Here is a 20,118-nt window from a genome sequence, read left to right as displayed (position 1 = left end):
TCAGCCCTTCAGGCCGGATGTGGCCATGCCGTCGATGAGGTAGCGCTGGAAGGCGAGGAAGAACGCCAGCACGGGCAGCAGCGCCACCAGTGACATGGCGATCATGCCGCCGTAGTCGGCGACCGCGTCCTGGTCGACGAACATCTTCAGACCCATCGAAACGGTGTATTTGTCGGGCTCGTTGAGGTAGAGCAGCGGGCCCATGAAGTCGTTCCAGGCGTTGATGAAGGTGAAGATCGCGCTGGTGATCAGGGCGGGGCGGCACAGCGGCAGCACGATCGACCAGTAGATCCGCAGGTGCCCGCAGCCGTCGAGGCGTGCCGCCTCGTCCAGTTCCTTCGGCAGGTTCCGCATGAACTGCAGCATCAGGAAGACGAAGAAGGCGTCGACTGCGAGGTACTTGCCGAGCAGCAGCGGGACCATCGTGTTGATCAGTTCCAGCTTCTGGAACAGCACATACTGCGGAATCATGAGGACGTGGTACGGCAGCAGCAGCGTGCCGATCATCAGGGCGAAGAGGAAGTTCCGCCCCGCGAATCGGACCTTGGCGAAGGCGTAGGCCGCCAGCGAGCACGAGATCAGGACTCCGCCGACGGAACCCACCGCGAGCACCGTGGAGTTGATGAAGAAGGTGGAGACGGGGATGCCCGCGATGCCTTCGGTGAGCCGCGTGTAGTTGGCCGCGATCGGGTCGGTCGGCAGCAGCTGGAGGCTGCCGATGATCTCGTTGCCGGGCTTGAACGAGCCGCCGATGACCCAGATCACCGGGTAGAGCACGACGGCGAGTACCGCGAGCGCGCCCAGATGCCAGCCGAGGGATCCGACGCGCTTGCGGGGGCTTGATGGGGTCGTGTCGAGAGGGGTCGGGTCGAGAGTCGGGTCGAGAGTGAGAGTCACCGGGCGTTCTCCTCGTAGTGCACCCAGCGCTTCTGCGACCAGAACAGCACCGCCGTCACCAGGCCCACCGCTATCAGCAGCATCCAGGCCATGGCGGAGGCGAAGCCCATCCGGCTGTTCTCGAAGCCCTGTTGGTAGAGGTAGCAGGTTTGAAGTGCTCTCCCTCGTAAACGAGGGAGATTCCTGCCTACCTTGCGGTGGCGGGCTTGACGCCACGGGGACGCCTGACGACTGCCCTCCCGGCAGCCGGGATGAGCGCGTGGCCCATCCGGTACAGGTGCAAGACGTTCCGGCCCGCGTTGTGGTCGGCGTTGCCGGACCATCCGCAGTCTGGGTTCTTGCACACGAACGTGGCCTGGTCCTCCCGGCTGCCCGGTGTGGTGAACCCACAGGCGGAGCAGCGCTGGGAGGTGCCGGGCGCGGGAACCTTGTGAAGGGTGCCGCCCTGGCGGGCGGTCTTGTACGTCAGCATCGTCACGGTGCGGCCCCATGCCTCCTGGCTGATGGAGCGGTTCAGGCCGGACTTCTGCGCGACGTTCTTCCCGGGTTCCTCGATGGTGCCCTTGGCGGACTTGACCATGTTCGTGATGTGCAGGTCTTCCACCACGATCACGCCGTATGTGCGGGCGAGAGCGGTGGTGGTCTGATGCTGCCAGTCAGCGGCGCGGCGCGTGGCTCTTGCGCGGAGCTGCTTGATCTGGTCGTAGGTGTGCCGCAAGCGCCGGGAGGTCTTCTCCTTTGGCTTGCGGAAACTCTTGCGGTGCGCTGCCCGGCGCTCCAGGCGGAGCAGCTTGGCTTTCTCGTCCGGGTTCAGCCACTTGTCGCGGTCGGCTTTCCCGTTCGGGAGCTTGGGTGCGCGGCCGTGGTCCTGGTGGTTGCCGTCGGAGAGGGCGAGGGGCAGGTTTACCCCGGCGTCGATGCCGACCTCGGCCCCGGCGTGCGGGGCGGGGACGGGTTCGAGGGTGGTCACGCGGAAGGCGATGTGCCAGCCGATCGCGTCCTTGACGAGCCGGGCGCCGGTGATCCGGTTGTCCGCGTTCGCGTGCTTGCCAACCGGGAGGTCCTTGGTCCACCGGAAGCGGACCCGCCCCACCTTGGGAATGTTGACCACGCCCCAGCGACGGTGCACCCGCTTGATCTGCAAATCGCGGCCCTGCGGGATGTCCACGGACATGACCGCGCGGAAGCGGGCCTTGAAGTTCGGCGCGTCGGCGCGGCCGTCCCAGCAGTTCTTCCACGACTGCAAGTACGTCTTCAGTACTGCCTGCGCGGCCTGCGCCGGGAGTACGCCGAGCCAGTCGATTTCCTTGCGGGCCTGACGGATCGCCGCGTCGGCCGCGGCCAGGGAACGCTTCTCCTTCGGGAGCATTGTCCACCAGTCGTGCAGGCAGTTCCACATGGTGCGGGCCGCGTGCGCCTGGTCGTCCATGAGCCGGATCTGCGCAGGCGACAGCGCCAGCCGGGCACGATGCCCGAACTGCCGCTTCTCCTGCACACGTTCCGTACTCACACCATCACTGTACCATTTGGTTCATGTCACCACGATGGAAGCCAAATCCCGATGTGCGCGCTGGCCGTCACGTTGTCTACAACCTGCACGTCCACTTGGTGTTTGTCACCAAGTACCGGCGTAAGGCGTTCACGGACGAGATGCTGACCAGGTGCGAGGAGATCATGCGAGAGGTCTGCCAGGACTTTGAGGCCGAGCTGAAGCAGTTCAACGGCGAAGAGGACCACGTACATCTACTGGTGCACTACCCGCCCAAGGTCCAGCTCTCCAGGCTGGTCAACTCCCTCAAGGGCGTCTCCTCCCGGTACCTGCGCAAGGAGTACGACGCGCATGTCCGCCGGTACCTGTGGGGCGGCCATTTCTGGTCCGGCTCGTACTTCGCCGGAAGCTGTGGCGGGGCACCGCTGACCGTCGTACGTCAGTACATCGAGAATCAGCGACGCCCCGTATGACCATGGTCGGGGTCAAGAGCGCAGATCCGTGCCCGAAGCCGATGTCAGAGCGGCCTTGAGATGCGCTTCACCTCCCCCGTGAACGGGGGAGCACTGCGCAAGATCAGAGGTAGACGAGCGTGGCGTCGGCGGGACCGCAGGGGTTGCCCTGGCCACCGAGGATGTACGCCGAGCCGAAGATCTGGAAGGAGTGGATGGTTTCCAGCAGGACGTTGAAGAAGAGCACCGGCGAGATCATCGGCAGCGTGATGTTCCAGAACCGGCGCCATGGCCCGGCGCCGTCCATCTCGGCCGCTTCGTACAGCTCGCGCGGCACCTGCTTCAGTCCGGCCAGGAAGATGACCACGGGCGCGCCGAACTGCCAGACGGTGAGGGCGACCAGGGCGTACAGGATCATGTCGGGGTCGCCGACCCAGCCGCCGGCGTTCATGCCGAAGAGCTGCCCCGTACGGTCGACCACGGCGTCGTCGGTGAAGATCGCCCGCCATACGACGGCGACGGAGACGCTGGCGCCGATCAGCGACGGGGCGTAGAACGCGGCCCGGTAGAAGGCCTGGCCGCGGCGGCTCTGGGCAAGCAGGAGTGCCACGCCGAGCGCCGCGATGAGTTTCAGCGGCGTACCGATGACGACGTACTTGACCGTGACCTCGACCGACTTCTGCCAGCGGGGGTCGGCGAACATGTCGCTGAAGTTCTTGACGCCGACCCACTGCGGGGCGTCGAAGAGGTTGTAGTCGGTGAAGGCGAAGTAGAGGGAAGCTGTCATGGGGCCGGCCGTGAGGACCAGGAACCCGGCGATCCAGGGCGACATGAAGAGGTAGCCCGCGAGGTTCTCGCGGCGGCTGCCGCGCCGCCGCCCGGCAGGGCGCGGTGCGGGCCGCCCCGGTCCGGGCGGCGGGGCGGCGGGTTCGGCCGGCGGCGGGGGGTGGACGGTGTGCGTCACTGCCGGTCCCCTCAGGCGTTCGCGGTGAAGGCCGTCTTCGCCTCCGAGAAGAACTTGTCGACCGCCTCGCCCGGTGACGCCTTGTCGAGGCTCATCTCCGTGGCGAGGCGCAGGAAGGCCCCCTCAATGACGTCGGCGCCGGCGGGGTGCGGGGTGATGGGCTCCAGTACGCCCGTCTCGGCGATCTTCGTCTCGTACGCGGAGATCTGCTTGCTCACCTTGTCGGTGGGCTCGAACGCCTCGAACTGCTCGGTGGTGGAGAGCACTCCGCGGTCGTAACCCATGATCCGGCCCACCTCCGGGTCGTGGACCATGAAGTTGATGAAGGTGGCGACCTCCTTGGGGTGCTTGGTCCTGGCGGTGCCGCTGAGCATGAGCGAGCCGAGGTACTGGCCGGTCTTCTTGCCGTCGGTCGTCGGGATGGGTGCGATGCCGTACGTGCTCTTGCCCTCGGCGGCGTAGCGGACGGTGAAGTTGTCCCAGGTGAACTCGCCGGCCGACAGGCCCCCCGCGGCCGCGGCCTTGGGCTTGATCTGTTCGACCCGCTTCGGATCGGCGTAGACGCCGGAGCGGGTCCGCTTCATCGCCTCGGTCCATTCGGCCTCGAGGTCGCTCTCCTCGAATCCGAGTCCGTCCTCGGTGAAGAACGCCTTGCCCTGCTGGCGCAGTTTGAGGTCGTAGTAGTACATGATCGAGTGCGGGCCGGAGTCGCCGGCGACGCCGGTCTTGCTCTTGATCTTCTGGAGGCCGGCGTACCAGTCGTCCCAGGTCCAGCCGTACTCCGGGGTGACGCCGGCCTTGTCGTAGACCTTCTCGTCGATGATGTAGCCCATCGAGTTCGATCCGACCGGCAGGCCGAGCAGCTTGCCGTCGACCTCGGCGAACTTCTCCAGGCCGGAGCGGAAGTTGTCGGTGCTGAGGTTGCCCGCCTTCACCTGGGGGTTCAGGTCGAGGAGCACATTGCGGGCGGCGTACTTGCGCAGGAAGGTGACGGCGTTCTGGATGACGTCGGGCGCGTTGCCGCCCGCCGCCTGGGTGTTGAACTTCTTCCAGAAGTCGAGGTAGGGCTGGAAGTCCGTCTTGACCTTGATCTTCGGGTACTTCTTCTCGAAGAGCGCGATCGACTGGTTGATCTTCTTGGCCCGGTCGTCGGCGCCCCACCAGGCGTACCTGATGGTCACGGGCCCGCCGGCGGAACCGCTTCCGCCCCCACAGCCTGCCGCTGTCAGCCCGACAGTCGCCAGTGAGGCTCCGGCCGCCTTGAGGAAGGTTCGCCTCTCAACATGCCTGGATGTGCGCATGGTTCACCTCTTCGTCTAACGATTGAATCGTTTTAGGAAAGCGCTTGCCGGGGCAATGTACGAGTGCCCACAGGGCCCGTCAACGGTTTGGACAGCAGGAGAGCACGCAGTTCACCGTTCACGAACGCGGCGTACTCGGTGGCTCCGCGTACGGACGTGTGGGTGTTGTCGCGCTTCTCGTCGTACAGATACAGGGCTTTGGAGGGCTGGGGGCCGAGCTCCTCGACGCGCCGCTTGGTGAGGGCCGTGAGGTCGATCAGTGGTACGTCCGCATCGGCCGCCAGGGCGCGGATCTCGGCGGGGAGGTCGATGCCGAGGCCGTTGACGAGGAGCGCGGTGCCGTTGTTGAGCGTGCCGTCGGAGTTGAACCACCGGCGCACGATCGGGGTGACGAGCACGGGCCGGCCGCCCTTGGCACGTACCTGGTCGACCATGGTGGCGAGGTTGGCCCGGTAGGTGGCGGCCGGGGTCTGCTTGTCGTTGTGGGCGAGCTGGACGAGGACGAGGTCACCTCGGCGCACCCGCGCGAGGGCGGCCGGAAAGAGCGCGGGATTATCGAGCACCGACTGCGAACCCTCCCCCGAGTCGGCGTAGTTGGCGACGGCGACGCCTCGTTCGAGGTACTGGGGCAGTTGCTGCCCCCAGCCCGCGTACGGCGCACCCGGCTGGTCGCATACGGTCGAGTCGCCGACCAGCACGACCTTGCGCGCGCCGGGCGCCGGGGTGACGCGCAGTGCGGCGAGTTTCGGCGACGTACCACCGACGACGAGATCGAGGCCGGGGCTGCCGGCCGGGCCCGTGGGCTCGCCCTCGGGTTCGCGTACGTCGACGGTGAAGGTGCGGCGCATCCGCTGCCCGGGGGCGGTGGGCGCCTCGGTGAGCAGGGTCCGGCGCGTCTCGGCCGTGACGGAGGTACTGCCCGCCTCCGCGCCGCCGAGCGTGACGGTGACGTTGTACGTCCCGGGCGGGACGTCGACATGGCACAGCGCGGGGGCGCACCCTTCGACACCGGGGCCGAGTGTGGCAGCGTGGGCGTGTGCGCTGGGTACGGCGGCGAGTGCGGTGATGGTGGCCGTAGCCAGGGCGAGCAGGGCGACCGCGGTGCCTGAGCGGCGACGCATCAAGGCCTCCCGCCGAGGATCCGGACCGGGCCGTCGGCGACGGGCACGCCGAAGTCGGGGGTGCCGTCCGGTTTCCAGCCGAGCCGCTGGATGCGGGTGTGGCGGTTGGGATCGTGCAGCGGGTCGCCGGCGATCGCCTTGTACTGGCGGGCGTGGTAGACCATGACGTCGGTGCGGCCGTCCTCGGCGACGGTGAAGGAGTTGTGGCCCGGGCCGTATTGGGCGGTCGTGTCGTTGCTGGTGAAGACGGGGACCGGGGACTTCTTCCAGGTGCCGGGCGCGAGAAGGTCGGCGTTCTCGTCGGCGGTGAGCAGGCCGAGGCAGTAGTTCGCGTCGGTCGCGCTCGCCGAGTAGGTCATGAAGAGGCGGCCGTTGCGCCGGATGACCGAGGGGCCTTCATTGACCTTGAACCCGATGCGCTCCCAGTCGTACTCGGGTGTAGTGAGGCGTACTTGGGGCCCTGTGAGGGTCCATGGGTTCGCCATGCGGGAGAGGGAGACGCCGGTGTTGTTGTCCATTCCGGGTTCGTGCTGCGCCCAGGCGAGATAGCGGTCGGAGTTGTGGGTGAAGGTGGTGGCGTCGAGCGAGAAGGTGTCCCAGGCGGTGGTGAGCCGGCCCTTCTCGGTCCAGGTGCCGCGGAAGGGGTTGGCGCTCTTGTTCTCCAGCACCCAGATGCGGATTTTCCATACGTCGTCGGCGGGCGCGGAGGCGAAGTAGATGTACCAGGCCCCGTTGATGTGATGGATCTCGGGCGCCCAGATGTGCGCGGCCATGTCGCCGGTGGCGTGCCGGCGCCAGATGACAGCCTCTTCGGCCGTTGCCAGACCGGCGAGGGTGCGGGAGCTGCGCAGGATGATCCGGTCGTACTCGGGTGCGGTGGCGGTGAAGTAGTAGCGCCTGTCGGTGTGGCGGTGGATGTGGGGGTCGGCGCGCTGGCGGACGAGCGGGTTGGTGGGGGCGGCGGTGCCGGCGGCGTGGGCGGGGGTTGCGGCGGCGGCGTGGGCGGCGACCGCACCGAGGGCGAGGGCGCCTCGGAGCACGCCTCTGCGGGTGGGCGGCGGTATCTGACTGCGCATCAGGGTGGCTTTCCCTTCCGGCTGTTCGGTATATCGAATGGCGTACGAGATCCTGTGCAGCGGAGACGGTAATGGGGTGTTGGCTTGCGCACCAGCCCCTGGGAGTGCGGGTGTGATGTTTGATGTTCGACACCTCGAACGGTGAACTTGATTTCGAACGAACTACGTCCGGGAGCCTTGCGGGAGCCTCGGGGGCGGGTTTAGCGTCCGGCACTGGCTGCGCTCGGTTTCCCTGCGGGGCTTTTCCCCTACCCGCCCCTTCCCGCTGTGACATTTTGCGGCTCCGCCGCGTGAGGGGCTCCGCCGCGTGAGGGGCTCCGCCCCAGAGGAGTACGACCGACTGCTCGGCGCGTACACCCCCTGACATCAACCTCCGTCCTCGCCACCGAAGTTCTTCTGCCAGAAGCATTGACGAAACATGGGAACGGACTTAGCTTCTTCGCGTCGTACTTCGTACGTCATATATGAGACGCCATACGCGAGATATGTGAGTCCCCATGGCTTTCGCTCCTCCGAGTCCGATCCCCTCCCGCACGCAGTACGTGCTGGAGGGGATCAAGCACGCCATCCTCACCGGCGGACTCAGCCCGGGCCAGGCCCTGGTCGAGACCGAGCTGGCCGCCCAGTTCGGCGTGTCGAAGACTCCGGTGCGCGAGGCGCTCAAGACCCTGGCGGGGACCGGACTCGTCGTAATGAACCAGTACAAGGGCGTCACGGTACGGACGGTCGACGCCGCCATGGCCCGTGAGGTGTACGACGTACGGCTGCTCCTCGAACCGGAGGCCCTGCGCCGCACCATCACCTCCCGCGCCTGCCTGGAAGCCGCCCGCGAGGCGCTCGTCCAGGCCGAGGAGGCGACCGACCAGGCCGAACGCTCCCTAGCCAACCGGGAGTTCCACCGCGCGCTCTATCTGCCCTGCGGCAATCCGCTGCTCGCCAGGATGCTGGACGAGGTACGCGACCAGGCGGCCCTCGTCTCGACCGTCGCCTGGGCCGCCGTCCCGTCCTGGAAGCACGAAGCGGTTGAGCACCTGGAGATTCTGCGGCTCGCGCTCGACGGCGACGCGGAGGGAGCCGCCCGCGCCCTGCACACCCACATCGCCGACTTCGTACAGCGCGCCTTCCCGGAGGGGGAACCCGCATGACCAGCACGGCCGCCGACTTCTCCGCTCTGCGCAGCGCGCTCGCCGACGTCGTGGCGATCCCGGTGACGCCCTTCGCCGCCGACGGCTCCATCGACATCGCCGCCCACCGGGCCCTGCTGGGCCGGCTGCTGGACGGCGGCGTGCGGACGCTGACGCCGAACGGAAACACCGGCGAGTTCTACGCCCTCACTCCCGAGGAACGCCGTGACGTCACCGAACTGACCATCGAGGAGGCTGACGGCCGCGCCATCGTCGTCGTCGGCGTCGGGCACGACGTGCCGACCGCCGTCGCCGCCGCCGAGCACGCCCGGGACGCCGGCGCGCAGATGCTGATGGTGCATCAGCCCGTCCATCCGTACGTCTCGCAGGACGGCTGGGCCGACTACCACCGCGCCATCGCCGAGGCGGTACCGGAGCTCGGAGTCGTCCCGTACATCCGCAATCCGCTGCTGAGCGCGGAGAGTCTTGCCGCGTTGGGCGACACCTGCCCCAATGTCATCGGTGTGAAGTACGCCGTGCCGGACGCGGCGCGCTTCGCCGCCTTCGCGCGGGACGCGGGCCTGGACCGCTTCGTCTGGGTCGCCGGGCTCGCCGAGCTGTACGCGCCCCCCTATTTCGCCGCCGGCGCCACCGGCTTCACCTCGGGGCTCGTCAACGTCGCCCCGTCGGTGTCACTGGGGATGCTCGACGCGTTGCGCGCCGGGGACTACCCCGCCGCCATGAAGACCTGGGAGCAGATCCGTACGTTCGAGGAGCTGCGGGCAGCCCGGCAGTCCGCCGACAACGTCACGGTCGTGAAGGAGGCGCTGGCCTCTCTCGGACTGTGCCGTCGCGATGTCCGCGCACCGAGCCGGGTGCTCCCGGAGGACCGGCGCGCCGAGATCGCGGAGCTGATAGCCGGGTGGTCCGTATGAGTGGCCGCATGAGGGATCCGGAGAGTCTGCGCAGCCATCAGTGGTACGGGAGCGAAGGTCTCCGGTCGTTCAGTCACCGCGCCCGCACCCGCCAGCTCGGTTACCTCCCCGAGGAGCACCTGGGCAAGCCGGTGATCGCGGTCCTCAACACCTGGTCGGACATCAACCCCTGCCATGTGCACCTGCGGGACCGGGCGCAGGCGGTCAAGCGCGGCGTGTGGCAGGCCGGGGGTTTCCCGCTCGAATTCCCGGTCTCCACCCTCTCCGAGACGTTCCAGAAGCCGACGCCCATGCTCTACCGGAACATGCTGGCCATGGAGACGGAGGAGCTGCTGCGTTCCTACCCCGTGGACGGCGCCGTGCTGCTGGGCGGCTGCGACAAGTCGACGCCCGCGCTGCTGATGGGCGCCGCGTCCGTCGATCTGCCGGCCGTCTTCGTCCCGGCCGGACCGATGCTGCCGGGCCACTGGCGCGACGAGGTGCTCGGCTCCGGTACGGACATGTGGAAGTACTGGGACGACTGGCGGGCCGGGCTGGTCGGTGACGCCGAACTGGCCGAGCTGGAGAACGGTCTCGCCCGCTCCCCCGGCACCTGCATGACCATGGGGACGGCGTCCACGCTGACCGCCGCGGCCGAGGCGCTGGGTGTCACCATGCCGGGTGCCTCTTCGATCCCGGCCGTGGATTCCGGGCACGACCGGATGGCCGCGGCCTCGGGCCGCCGGATCGTCGAACTCGTACACCGGGATCTGCGACTGTCGCACATCCTGACCCGGCCGGCGTACGAGGACGCCGTCGCGACCGTGCTGGCGCTGGGCGGCTCCACCAACGCCGTGATCCATCTGATCGCGATGGCCGGACGCTCCCAAGTGCCGCTCGTCCTCGACGACTTCGACCGGATCGCGCGGACGGTCCCGGTGCTGGCGAATCTGCGGCCGGGCGGCCAGTACCTGATGGAGGACTTCCACTTCGCGGGCGGGCTGCCGGCGTTCCTGGCGCAGCTGACGGACGTACTGCATCTGGACCGGCCCACCGTGGCGCACGACTCGCTGCGCGAGCAGCTCGCCGGCGCGGTGGTGCACAACCCCGAGGTGATCAGGCCACCTTGCGAACCGCTCGCGGATGAGGGCGGGGTCGCGGTACTGCGGGGCAATCTGTGTCCGGACGGCGCCGTCATCAAGCACATCGCCGCCGAGCCCGGCCTGCTCAGGCACACGGGCCCGGCGGTCGTCTTCGACGACTACAAGACCATGCAGCGCACCATCAACGATCCGTCTCTCGGCATCACCGCCGACACCGTGCTCGTTCTGCGCAACGCCGGCCCCAAGGGCGGTCCCGGAATGCCGGAGTACGGGATGCTGCCGATCCCCGACCACCTGCTCAAGGAGGGGGTGAGGGACATGGTCCGGATCTCCGACGCCCGTATGAGCGGCACGAGTTACGGCACGTGCGTGCTGCACATCGCACCCGAGTCGTACGTCGGCGGACCGCTGGCCCTGGTACGGACCGGAGATGCGATCACCCTCGATGTCGCGGCCAGGTCGCTCCGACTCGAGGTGCCGGACGAGGAGTTGGAGCGTCGCCGCGCCGAGTGGGTGAAGCCGCCCGCGAAGTACGAGCGTGGCTACGGCGCGCTGTACAGCGAGCAGATCACCCAGGCCGACACCGGCTGCGACTTCGCGTTCCTGTCCCGGCCGGGCGAAGTGCCCGACCCCTACGCGGGCTGACCCGCCTCCGTACCCCTCTCCTTTTGTTCGGGATCTCGAACAACATCCGGCAAGCGCTTCACATCCGCACCGAGAACGGAGCAGCAGTCATGGCCTCAGCCGCCTCAGCCGTGGCCAGAAAGCCCAGGGCGCCGGGGCGCCGCGTGGGAGCACCGCCCCGCCGGCTCCCGTATCTGCTCATCGCGCCCGCCGGGCTGCTGATGCTGGGCTTCATCGTCTATCCGGTCATCAGCGTCTTCTACTACAGCCTTCAGCACTACAACGTCACCAAGCCGTGGCGCAACGGCTTCGCGGGCTTCGACAACTTCACCCGCGTCTTCACCGACGACCCGCAGTTCTGGACGACTCTGGGCTTCAGCGCCCGGTGGGTCGTCGTCCAGGTGGGGCTGCAACTCGCCCTCGGACTCGTCCTCGCGCTCATCGTCAACCAGACCTTCATAGGACGCGGCATCGCCCGCGCCATGGTCTTCTCACCCTGGGCCGTGTCCGGTGTGCTGACTACCACGATCTGGATGCTGCTCTACAACCCCTCCACCGGCGTCAGCCGCTACCTGGCGGACGCGGGCATCGGCTCGTACGGCACCTCGGTCCTCTCCGACACCGGCACCGTCTTCTGGGCGGCGGTCCTCACCGAGCTCTGGCGCGGCGTCCCCTTCTTCGCGATCCTCATCCTCGCCGACCTGCAGTCCGTCCCGAAGGAGCTGTACGAGGCGGCCTCCGTCGACGGGGCGAACAGGTCCCGGCAGTTCTTCCACATCACCCTGCCGCACCTCAGGGACGCGATCGTCCTGGCCACGCTGCTGCGCGGCGTCTGGGAGTTCAACAACGTCGACCTGCTCTACACCCTCACCGGCGGCGGACCGGCCGGCGTCACCACCACGCTGCCGCTGTACGTCGCCAACACCGGCATCGAGGGCCACGACTTCGGCTACGCGTCGGCGCTCACCACGGTCGCCTTCGTGATCCTCCTCTTCTGCTCGATCCTCTACCTGCGCCTGAGCAAGTTCGGAGGCGACACCAAGTGACCGCAGCACTGGCGGAGAAGGGCGCACGCGAGGCCCTGCCCGCTCCCGACCCGACCGCCGCCCCGCCGGGGCGCGGCATACGCCGCAGGCCCAGGCGCGAGCGCGCCTTCGACGACGTACCGCGCTGGCAGATCTACCTGCCGCTCGGCCTCTACCTGCTCTTCACCCTCGTCCCCTTCTACTGGATGGTCCTCTTCGCTCTGCGGCCCGCCGGATCCACTTCGCTGGTGCCCTGGCCGCTGACCTTCGAGCACTTCGCGAAGGTGTGGAACGAGCGCAGCTTCGGGATGTTCTTCGAGAACAGCATGATCGTCGGGGTGGCGACCCTCGTCATGACGACCGGGATCGCGCTGGCGGGCGGCTACGCCCTGGCGCGCTTCGAGTTCCGGATCAAGAGCGGCTTCATGCTGGCGCTGCTGTGCTCGCAGTTCATCCCGGGCGCGCTGATGCTCGTACCGCTCTTCGAGATCTTCAAGAACCTCCAGCTGATCAACTCCCTGGGCAGCGTCATCATCGCGGAGACCGTCTTCCAGCTGCCGCTGTCGATCATCCTCATCAGCGGTTTCATCAAGAACGTGCCGGTCTCCCTGGAGGAGGCCGCCTGGGTGGACGGCTGTTCGCGGTTCCGGGCGTTCTGCGCGGTGGTGCTGCCGCTGCTGCGGCCGGGGCTGATCGCCGTCGGCTCCTTCGCCTTCGTGCACAGCTGGAACCACTTCCTGTTCGCCCTGATGTTCCTGAGCGAGCAGGACAAGCAGACGATCCCGGTCGGCCTCAACACCCTCATCGGCGCCGACAGCGTCGACCTGGGCGCGCTGGCCGCGGGCGGTGTCATCGCCGCCGTACCGGTTGTGATCGTCTTCGCCTTCATCCAGAAGTGGCTGATCACCGGCTTCAGCGCCGGGGCGGTGAAGGGATGAGCCTGCCCGTCGTACTCGCCGGGGCGCGCGGTCACGGCCGCTCCCATCTGTACAACGTCCGCCGTCTCGAACAGCTGGGTCTCGCCCGGCTCGCCGGAATATGCGAGCTGAAGCCGCTGGACACCGACGAGCTGGAGGGATTCGGCAGCCCCGAGCAGTCCGCGGACTTCGGCGCGCTGCTGGACTCCACCGGCGCCCGGATCGCCATCATCTGTACGCCCATCCAGACCCACACCGACCTTGCGCTGGCGGCGGCGGAGCGCGGCGTACATCTGCTGCTGGAGAAGCCGCCCGCGCCGTCGTACGCGGAGTTCGAGCGGATGGCGGACGGTGTACGGGCGGCCGGCACCGTCTGCCAGATCGGCTTCCAGTCGCTCGGCTCGCACGCCGTCCCCGCCATCCGCGCCCTGATCGCCCAAGGCGCGATCGGTGAACTGCGGGGCGTCGGCGCCGCCGGCGCGTGGGTGCGGGACACCGCGTACTTCACCCGGGCCCCGTGGTCGGGCCGCCGGCGCATCGGCGCCATCGACGTGGTGGACGGGGCGCTGACCAATCCGCTGGCGCACGCGGTAGCCACCGCCCTCGCCGTGGGCGGCAGTTCGCGGGCCGAGGACGTGGCGGACATCGAGTCGGAGCTGCTGCGCGCCAATGACATCGAGTCGGACGACACCTCCTGTGTACGGATCACGACGACGGCCGGCCTGCCGGTCACCGTCGCCGCGACGCTCTGCGCCGAGCAGCCGGGTGAGCCGTACGTCGTCGCCCACGGCGACCTGGGCCGGATCACCTTCTGGTACAGGCAGGACCGGGTGCTGGTGCAGCGCGCGGGGCACGGACCTGAGGAGTTTCTGCACGGCAGGACGGATCTGCTGGAGAACCTGATCCTCCACCTGACGCGGGACACGCCGCTCCTGGTACCCCCGGAGCTCACGGGAGCGTTCATGCGGGTCGTCGAAGCGATCCGGCTCGCTCCCGATCCGCTCCCGCTGCCCGCGTCCGCCTGGCGCACCGCGCCCGGTGAGTCGTCGGCGCCGCGCCGGATCGTGTCAGGTGTGGACGCTGTGGTCGCCGCGAGCGCCGAGACCCTGACCCTCTTCTCCGAACTGGGCGTCCCCTGGGTGCCCGCCAGCGAGGTGAGAACACCGTGAACACCTTGAACTCCGCGCACACACTGCTCTGTTCGGGTCGTCCCGTCGGCCGCTACACCTTCAGCCCGACGCTCGCGCCCCATCTCTCGGCGCGCCCGTACCTGCACCCCGTCTCGACGCTCGGCGGTGTGGCGGTCACCGAGGAGATGCCTGAGGACCACGTTCATCATCTGGGGGTGGGAATCGCCGTGCCCGATGTGGCGGGCGCCAACTTCTGGGGCGGGCGCACCTACGTACGCGATCAGGGGTCCGTGGAGCTCGACAACCACGGCTCCCAGGTGCACCGGGGATGGAAGCTGCGCGACCCGGACGGGTTCGTGGAGGAGCTGAGCTGGCAGACCGGTGCTGAGTGCTCGGCCGAGCTGCTGCACGAGCACCGCACGGTCGCCGCCACCGAACTGGACGGCCTGGCCTGGGCGCTTGACTTCACCTTCTCGCTCACCAACACCTCGGGCGGTGACCTGTCCATCGGCAGCCCGGCCACCAACGGCCGCGCGGGCGCCGGGTACGGCGGCTTCTTCTGGCGCGCGCCGAAGGAGGCCGCGGCGCCGGTGGCGTTCACCGCGAACGGGGAGGGCGAGGAGGCGGTGCACGGGCGGACCGCCGACTGGCTGGGGCTGGCGGGGCAGGGCTGGACGCTGGTGTTCGCCGGGGCGACCGCCGAGACCCGCCGCGATCCGTGGTTCGTACGGACCGGGGAGTATCCGGGGGTGGGCTCGGCGCTCGCCTGGGCGGAGCGGCTGCCGGTTCCCGCGGGGGCGACGGTCGTACGCCGCCTGGTCACGGTCGTGGCCGACGGCGTTCTGGACCGGGAGGCCTCGGCGGCGTACATCAGCAGGGCGGTGGGCTCGTGAGCCGGCCGTGGACCGCCGACCGGGGAGACGGCACGTACCGCAATCCGGTGCTCGCCGCGGACTGGTCCGATCCGGATGTGCTGCGGGCCGGCGAGGACTACTACCTCACCGCTTCCAGCTTCGGCCGGTCGCCGGGGCTGCCGCTGCTGCACTCGCGTGATCTCGTGAACTGGTCGGTGATCGGGCACGCCCTGGAACGGCCGGCGCCGGTCGGTGAGGACGAGTCCGGCGGGCCGCGGCACGACTGCGGGGTGTGGGCGCCGTCCCTGCGGCACAGCGGCGGCCGGTTCTGGATCTTCTGGGGCGACCCGGACCGGGGCATCCACCAGATCAGCGCGCGGGACATCCGCGGGCCGTGGACCAAGCCGCATCTGCTGAAGGCGGGAAAGGGGCTGATCGACCCGTGCCCGCTGTGGGACGAGGAGAGCGGCGAGGCGTACCTCGTACACGCCTGGGCCAAGTCCCGTTCGGGGGTGAAGAACCGGCTGACCGGCCACCGGATGAGCCCCGACGGGCGCACCCTGCTCGACGAGGGCAAGGTGATCGTCGACGGGGACCGGATCCCCGGCTGGTTCACCCTCGAAGGGCCCAAGCTGTACCGCCATGACGGCTGGTTCTGGATCTTCGCGCCGGCCGGAGGGGTCGAGACGGGGTGGCAGGGGGCGCTGCGGTCGCGGGAGTTCTTCGGCCCGTACGAGAGAAAAGTCGTCCTGCGGCAGGGGGACACGGACGTCAACGGGCCGCACCAGGGCGGCTGGGTGCGCACCCAGACCGGGCAGGACTGGTTCCTGCACTTCCAGGCGCGCGGGGCGTACGGCCGCGTGGTGCACCTCCAGCCGATGCGCTGGGACGAGGCGGGGTGGCCGGTGATCGGCGACGCGGGCGAGCCCGTGTCCGTACATCCCAAGCCTGATCTGCCGCCGCAGCCCGTGACGGCGCCGGTCACCGACGACAGCTTCCCCGGCGGACGCTACGGACGGCAGTGGCAGTGGACGGCCGGGCCGGATGCCGGATGGACCGTGCCGCACTCCGGGGACGGGCTGCTGTCGACCTGTGTACGTACGGCCGCCGCGCACGACCTGCGCAGGGTGCCGAATGTGCTCGTGCAGCGGTTTCCCGCACCGGAGTTCACCGCGACGGTCGAACTGACGCTCAGCAGCCGGGCGGTCGGGGCGAAGGCCGGGTTCGCCGTGCTGGGCGACGCCTTCTCCTGGATCGGCCTGGAGCGGGGCGCCGACGGCGGCGTACAGCTCGTGCACCGGTACGCCGAGACGGTGGCCGAGAGCGAACGGGACGCCGAGTACAGCCGCCCCGTGCCCGCCGGAGCGGGCGGGCGGGTGCGGCTGCGGATCGAGGTCTCGGCCGGGGCACGCTGCCGGTTCTCGGCCGACACGGGCGACGGGTTCCGCCCGTCGGGGGAGGTCTTCGCGGCCGTGCCGTGGCGGTGGGTCGGGGCGCAGCTCGCCCTGTTCGCGACCGCGCCGCCCGGGGCCAGGCCCGCCGGCACAGCACTTTTCACCAACTTCCGTACCTCCAAGGAGTCGCAATGACGCACACCGAGAGAGAAGAGCAGCCCGTGAGAACTTCCACCGGACACCGCGGGCGTGGGAGGCGCACCGCCGCCGCTGTCGCGATGGCGGCCGTGCTGGCGCTGACCGCCGCGGCCTGCGGGGACGACGGCAGCGGCAACACGGGCAACGAGGGTTCGGGCAAGGGCGAGATCACCTTCTGGGACAACAACGGCGGGCCCCGCACCGCCATCTGGAAGGAGATCATCAAGGACTTCGAGGCGGCGAACAAGGACATCAAGGTCAAGTACGTCCCGGTCCCGATCACCGATGTGCAGTCGAAGTACGACACGGCGATCGCGGGCGGCGGCCTGCCGGACGTGGGGGGCGTGGGTACGGCGTACCTCTCCGGCATCGTCGCGCAGAACGCACTGGAGCCGGTCGGGGACCGCATCAAGGACTCCGAACTGAACGGCAAGCTCGTCGAGTCGATGGTGGAGGGCGTCAGGACGGCCGGCGGGCGCGGGGACGAGATGTACTCCGTACCGACGTCCGCGAACAACGGCACGCTCTGGTACCGGACCGATCTGTTCAAGGCGGCGGGACTGGAGGCGCCGAAGACCTGGGAGGCGTTCTACACGGCGGCCGAGAAGCTGACCGACGCGGACAAGAACGCCTTCGGGTACACGATCCGAGGGGGCGCGGGGTCGGTCGCCCAGGCGCTGGACGCGATCTACGGGCAGTCGGGCATCACGACGTTCTGGAACGGCGACAAGACCACGGTCAATGACCCGAAGAACGTCGCGGCGCTGGAGAAGTACGTCGGGCTGTACAAGAGGACGACGCCCGAGGCCGACGTCAACAACGACTTCGCCAAGATGGTCGCCCAGTGGGACTCCGGCACGATCGGGATGCTCAGCCACAACCTCGGCTCCTACCAGGACCACGTGAAGGCGCTGGGGGAGGAGAAGTTCGCCGGCATACCGAACCCGACCGGTCCCGGCGGCACCAGGGTCCAGGTGTCCAACCCGGTCGACGGTCTCGGCCTGTTCAAGGCGAGCAAGAACAAGGCCGCGGCGTGGAAGTTCATCGAGTTCGCGGCGTCGCACGAGTCGAACAGCAAGTGGAACGAGGCGGCCGGCGCGATCCCGGCGAACACCGAGGCGGCGAAGGACAGCTGGATCAGCGAGTCGGAGCCGACGAGGCTCGGCGCGCAGTCCCTCACCGACGGCAGCACCAAGATCGTGCAGCTGCCGTACTACCTGCCGGACTGGAATTCGATCACCAAGGCCGACAACGAGCCCGAGTTCCAGAAGGTCCTGCTCGGGAAGTCCACGCCCAAGGAATTCCTGGACAAGGTTGCCGGTGAGCTGAACGAGGCGCAGGCCGAGTGGAAGCAGCAGAACAAGTGACCAGCCGCCGACGCGCGCTGGCGACGCTCGCCGCCGTGCTGCCGCTCGCCGTGGCCGGCGCCCCGCCGGCCACGGCGGCGGGCACGCGAGACCCCCGAGGAACTCACCGTATGCGAAACGTCTTCATCGCCGGAGACTCCACCGCCGCAGACAAGTACGCCCCGGCGGCGCCCGAGACCGGCTGGGGCATGGCGCTCCCCTTCTTCCTGTCGCACAAGCTCAGGGTCGTCAACCACGCCGTGAACGGCCGCAGTTCGAAGAGTTTCATCGACGAGGGCCGGCTGACACCGATCCTGGAGGCGATCCGCCCGGAGGACTTCCTCCTCATCCAGTTCGGCCACAACGACGCTAAGCGCGAAGACCCCACCCGCTACACCGAGCCGTGGACGAGCTATCAGGAGCATCTGCTCCGGTACGTCGACGGGGCGCGGGCCCGCGGCGGGCGCCCGGTGCTGCTGACGTCCGTGGAGCGCAGGCGGTTCGACGCGGCGGGTACGGCGCTGGCGACGCACGGCGAGTACCCGGAGGCGATGCGGGCACTGGCGGCGGCGCACGACGTACCGCTGCTGGACATCGCGGCACGCTCGCGCGCCCTGTGGCAGAAGCTCGGCCCCGAGGCGAGCAAGGCGTACTTCCACTGGCTGGCGCCGGGCGAATCGCCCAACTACCCGGACGGCGTTTCGGACAACACCCACTTCCATCCGCCCGGTGCCATCGAGGTGGCCCGGATGACAGCACGCGCACTGGCGGACGAGAAGGTGCTGGGCGCGCACGAGCTGCGCCGGCTGAGTGCGGAGATCCCCGAATCCTGGCTGACCTGGCACGAGGAGCCGTAATGCGTACTCGCCTCATATCCATGGCCACTGCGGCGGCACTGCCGCTCGCCGTGCTCCCCGCCGCGACGGCCCACGCTTCACCGGACGGCGTACGGACCGCCCACGTGCTGCCCGGATACGACGGCTGGGCGTCGGCCGGCGGCGGCACCACGGGAGGCGCCGGGGCCGACGCGGCACACACGTACACCGTCGCCACCTGGGACGAGTTCAAGCAGGCGCTGAAGGACGGCGGTGACGCGCCGAAGGTCATCCGGGTGCGCGGCACGCTCGACGGGCTGGGCGGCAAGAGCTGCGAGGACTTCGCCACCGACGGCTACACCCTGGACGCGTATCTGGCGGCGTACGATCCGAAAACCTGGGGCACCGCCCAGCCGTCGGGCCCCCTGGAGGAGGCCCGTGCCGCCTCGGCCGACGCGCAGGGCAAGCAGATCAAGGCGTACGTCCCGGCGAATACGACGATTGTCGGTCTGGGGAACGGCGCGCGGGTGCTCGGCGGGTCCCTCCAGATCAAGGACACCGACAACGTCGTGGTCCGGGGCCTGACCTTCGAGGACGCCTTCGACTGTTTCCCGCAGTGGGACCCCACGGACGGGGACGGGGGCGCCTGGAACTCCGAGTACGACAACCTCGTGGTGTACGGCTCGACGCATGTCTGGATCGACCACAACACGTTCACCGACGGGCGCCGCCCGGACAGCGAACAGCCCTTCTACTACGGCCAGTTGTTCCAGCAGCACGACGGGGAGCTGGATGTCGTCAGGGGCGCCGACCTGGTCACCGTGTCCTGGAACGCGTTCACCGACCACGACAAGACCCTGATGATCGGCAACAGCGACAGCGCGGGCGCGACCGACCGCGGCAAGCTGCGGGTCACCCTCCACCACAACCTCTTCCGCAATATCGTCGAGCGGGCGCCACGCGTGCGGTTCGGCCAGGTCGACGCGTACAACAACCACTTCGTGGTGGCGGCGCAGGGGTACGCGTACAGCTTCGGCATCGGTCTCGAATCCCGGCTGGTGGCGGAGAGGAACACGTTCGCGCTGCCCGGCGGTGTGAGCGCGGCGAAGATCCTGAAGAAGTGGAAGGACGCGCCGGTCACCACGAAGGACAACTACGTCAACGGCGTGCGGACGGACCTACTGGCCGCCCACAACACGGCGAACCCCGGCAACCCGCTGCGGGAGGACGCGGGCTGGACGCCGGTCCTGCGCACCCGAGTCGACCACCCGCGAGTCGTCCCGGCGCTGGTGACGGGGCGGGCGGGCGCGCAGCACCTGCGCTGACATCCTCCCCGGCCGGCCCCCTGCCGGGGAAAGCGCCGCAGGCAACCCG

General features: G+C 68.9%; 18 protein-coding genes and 1 pseudogene. 12 read left to right on the top strand and 7 right to left on the bottom strand.

Annotation, left to right across the window (positions count from 1 at the left end):
- From J7E96_RS14980 to J7E96_RS14970, 3 genes and pseudogenes are all read right to left on the bottom strand, one after another.
- On the bottom strand, positions 1-804 hold the full coding sequence (locus J7E96_RS14980) for a carbohydrate ABC transporter permease (RefSeq protein ID WP_251069937.1): 804 nt from the start codon (positions 802-804) through the stop codon (positions 1-3).
- Positions 805-893: 89 nt separating this feature from the next.
- Positions 894-1,061, bottom strand: a pseudogene (locus J7E96_RS14975) (ABC transporter permease); the annotation flags it as partial.
- Between the two features lie 23 nt (positions 1,062-1,084).
- Positions 1,085-2,326 carry a transposase gene (locus J7E96_RS14970; RefSeq protein ID WP_251069936.1) on the bottom strand — a complete coding sequence of 414 codons (1,242 nt, stop codon included), beginning with the start codon at positions 2,324-2,326 and terminating at the stop codon, positions 1,085-1,087.
- 104 nt (positions 2,327-2,430) lie between these two features.
- Between J7E96_RS14970 and tnpA the strand changes: the two genes are divergently transcribed.
- Positions 2,431-2,859 (top strand): IS200/IS605 family transposase, encoded by a 429-nt coding sequence (tnpA, locus tag J7E96_RS14965; RefSeq protein WP_215131452.1) that lies wholly within the window; start codon positions 2,431-2,433, stop codon positions 2,857-2,859.
- A 103-nt stretch (positions 2,860-2,962) separates the two neighbouring features.
- Here the strand turns inward: tnpA and J7E96_RS14960 are convergent, their stop codons facing one another.
- Genes J7E96_RS14960 through J7E96_RS14945 form a run of 4 tightly spaced genes read right to left on the bottom strand, consistent with a single transcriptional unit; the run spans position 2,963 to position 7,300 of the window.
- Entirely contained in the window at positions 2,963-3,817 is an 855-nt protein-coding gene (locus J7E96_RS14960; RefSeq protein ID WP_374196681.1) for a carbohydrate ABC transporter permease, read from the bottom strand.
- Complete coding sequence (locus J7E96_RS14955) at positions 3,814-5,103, bottom strand: ABC transporter substrate-binding protein (protein WP_215131448.1); 1,290 nt, start codon at positions 5,101-5,103, stop codon at positions 3,814-3,816. Before J7E96_RS14955 ends, J7E96_RS14960 begins: the two co-directional genes overlap by 4 nt.
- A 32-nt stretch (positions 5,104-5,135) precedes the next feature.
- Entirely contained in the window at positions 5,136-6,224 is a 1,089-nt protein-coding gene (locus tag J7E96_RS14950; RefSeq protein ID WP_215131446.1) for a rhamnogalacturonan acetylesterase, read from the bottom strand.
- Positions 6,224-7,300 (bottom strand): family 43 glycosylhydrolase, encoded by a 1,077-nt coding sequence (locus J7E96_RS14945; RefSeq protein WP_215131444.1) that lies wholly within the window; start codon positions 7,298-7,300, stop codon positions 6,224-6,226. The genes J7E96_RS14950 and J7E96_RS14945 overlap by 1 nt, the downstream gene beginning before the upstream one ends.
- A gap of 497 nt (positions 7,301-7,797) precedes the next feature.
- On the opposite strand from J7E96_RS14945, the gene J7E96_RS14940 reads away from it, so the two are divergent.
- The 11 genes from J7E96_RS14940 (at position 7,798) to J7E96_RS14890 (ending at position 20,069) form a co-directional block, all read left to right on the top strand.
- Entirely contained in the window at positions 7,798-8,445 is a 648-nt protein-coding gene (locus J7E96_RS14940) for a GntR family transcriptional regulator (protein ID WP_215131442.1), read from the top strand.
- Positions 8,442-9,359, top strand: coding sequence for a dihydrodipicolinate synthase family protein (locus J7E96_RS14935; RefSeq protein WP_215131440.1), 918 nt, complete (start codon positions 8,442-8,444; stop codon positions 9,357-9,359). The genes J7E96_RS14940 and J7E96_RS14935 overlap by 4 nt, the downstream gene beginning before the upstream one ends.
- Positions 9,356-11,086, top strand: a complete 1,731-nt coding sequence (araD, locus tag J7E96_RS14930) for an L-arabinonate dehydratase (RefSeq protein WP_215131438.1) — start codon at positions 9,356-9,358, stop codon at positions 11,084-11,086. The genes J7E96_RS14935 and araD overlap by 4 nt, the downstream gene beginning before the upstream one ends.
- 89 nt (positions 11,087-11,175) lie before the next feature.
- Complete coding sequence (locus tag J7E96_RS14925; protein WP_215131435.1) at positions 11,176-12,111, top strand: carbohydrate ABC transporter permease; 936 nt, start codon at positions 11,176-11,178, stop codon at positions 12,109-12,111.
- Positions 12,108-13,028 carry a carbohydrate ABC transporter permease gene (locus tag J7E96_RS14920; protein ID WP_215131434.1) on the top strand — a complete coding sequence of 307 codons (921 nt, stop codon included), beginning with the start codon at positions 12,108-12,110 and terminating at the stop codon, positions 13,026-13,028. The genes J7E96_RS14925 and J7E96_RS14920 overlap by 4 nt, the downstream gene beginning before the upstream one ends.
- Positions 13,025-14,176: a Gfo/Idh/MocA family protein gene (locus J7E96_RS14915; protein ID WP_215131432.1), complete on the top strand. Its 1,152-nt coding sequence runs from the start codon at positions 13,025-13,027 to the stop codon at positions 14,174-14,176. The genes J7E96_RS14920 and J7E96_RS14915 overlap by 4 nt, the downstream gene beginning before the upstream one ends.
- Positions 14,173-15,030: a PmoA family protein gene (locus J7E96_RS14910; RefSeq protein ID WP_374196679.1), complete on the top strand. Its 858-nt coding sequence runs from the start codon at positions 14,173-14,175 to the stop codon at positions 15,028-15,030. Before J7E96_RS14915 ends, J7E96_RS14910 begins: the two co-directional genes overlap by 4 nt.
- Positions 15,027-16,580: a glycoside hydrolase 43 family protein gene (locus J7E96_RS14905; RefSeq protein ID WP_215131430.1), complete on the top strand. Its 1,554-nt coding sequence runs from the start codon at positions 15,027-15,029 to the stop codon at positions 16,578-16,580. Before J7E96_RS14910 ends, J7E96_RS14905 begins: the two co-directional genes overlap by 4 nt.
- 83 nt (positions 16,581-16,663) lie before the next feature.
- A complete protein-coding gene (locus J7E96_RS14900) occupies positions 16,664-17,950 on the top strand; it encodes a sugar ABC transporter substrate-binding protein (RefSeq protein WP_251069933.1) in 1,287 nt (428 codons plus the stop codon).
- Positions 17,947-18,786 (top strand): rhamnogalacturonan acetylesterase, encoded by an 840-nt coding sequence (locus J7E96_RS14895; protein ID WP_215131426.1) that lies wholly within the window; start codon positions 17,947-17,949, stop codon positions 18,784-18,786. Before J7E96_RS14900 ends, J7E96_RS14895 begins: the two co-directional genes overlap by 4 nt.
- Positions 18,786-20,069 (top strand): polysaccharide lyase family 1 protein, encoded by a 1,284-nt coding sequence (locus J7E96_RS14890; RefSeq protein WP_215131424.1) that lies wholly within the window; start codon positions 18,786-18,788, stop codon positions 20,067-20,069. Before J7E96_RS14895 ends, J7E96_RS14890 begins: the two co-directional genes overlap by 1 nt.
- Positions 20,070-20,118 lie beyond the last annotated feature (49 nt).

The sequence above is a fragment of the Streptomyces sp. ISL-96 genome (genome assembly GCF_018614035.1).
Classification (GTDB): Bacteria; Actinomycetota; Actinomycetes; order Streptomycetales; family Streptomycetaceae; genus Streptomyces.
The sequence above is the reverse complement of the archived record's forward strand: the minus strand, read 5'-3'. Positions and strand labels throughout refer to the sequence as shown.

Bases quoted from the DNA above. Each gene is read 5' to 3' on its own strand.
- J7E96_RS14970 (WP_251069936.1), bottom strand. From the start codon at position 2,326: ATGGACGACCAGGCGCACGCGGCCCGCACCATGTGGAACTGCCTGCAC.
- tnpA (WP_215131452.1), top strand. From the start codon at position 2,431: ATGTCACCACGATGGAAGCCAAATCCCGATGTGCGCGCTGGCCGTCAC.
- J7E96_RS14955 (WP_215131448.1), bottom strand. From the start codon at position 5,103: ATGCGCACATCCAGGCATGTTGAGAGGCGAACCTTCCTCAAGGCGGCC.
- J7E96_RS14950 (WP_215131446.1), bottom strand. From the start codon at position 6,224: ATGCGTCGCCGCTCAGGCACCGCGGTCGCCCTGCTCGCCCTGGCTACG.
- J7E96_RS14945 (WP_215131444.1), bottom strand. From the start codon at position 7,300: ATGCGCAGTCAGATACCGCCGCCCACCCGCAGAGGCGTGCTCCGAGGC.
- J7E96_RS14940 (WP_215131442.1), top strand. From the start codon at position 7,798: ATGGCTTTCGCTCCTCCGAGTCCGATCCCCTCCCGCACGCAGTACGTG.
- J7E96_RS14935 (WP_215131440.1), top strand. From the start codon at position 8,442: ATGACCAGCACGGCCGCCGACTTCTCCGCTCTGCGCAGCGCGCTCGCC.
- araD (WP_215131438.1), top strand. From the start codon at position 9,356: ATGAGTGGCCGCATGAGGGATCCGGAGAGTCTGCGCAGCCATCAGTGG.
- J7E96_RS14925 (WP_215131435.1), top strand. From the start codon at position 11,176: ATGGCCTCAGCCGCCTCAGCCGTGGCCAGAAAGCCCAGGGCGCCGGGG.
- J7E96_RS14915 (WP_215131432.1), top strand. From the start codon at position 13,025: ATGAGCCTGCCCGTCGTACTCGCCGGGGCGCGCGGTCACGGCCGCTCC.
- J7E96_RS14900 (WP_251069933.1), top strand. From the start codon at position 16,664: ATGGCGGCCGTGCTGGCGCTGACCGCCGCGGCCTGCGGGGACGACGGC.
- J7E96_RS14890 (WP_215131424.1), top strand. From the start codon at position 18,786: ATGCGTACTCGCCTCATATCCATGGCCACTGCGGCGGCACTGCCGCTC.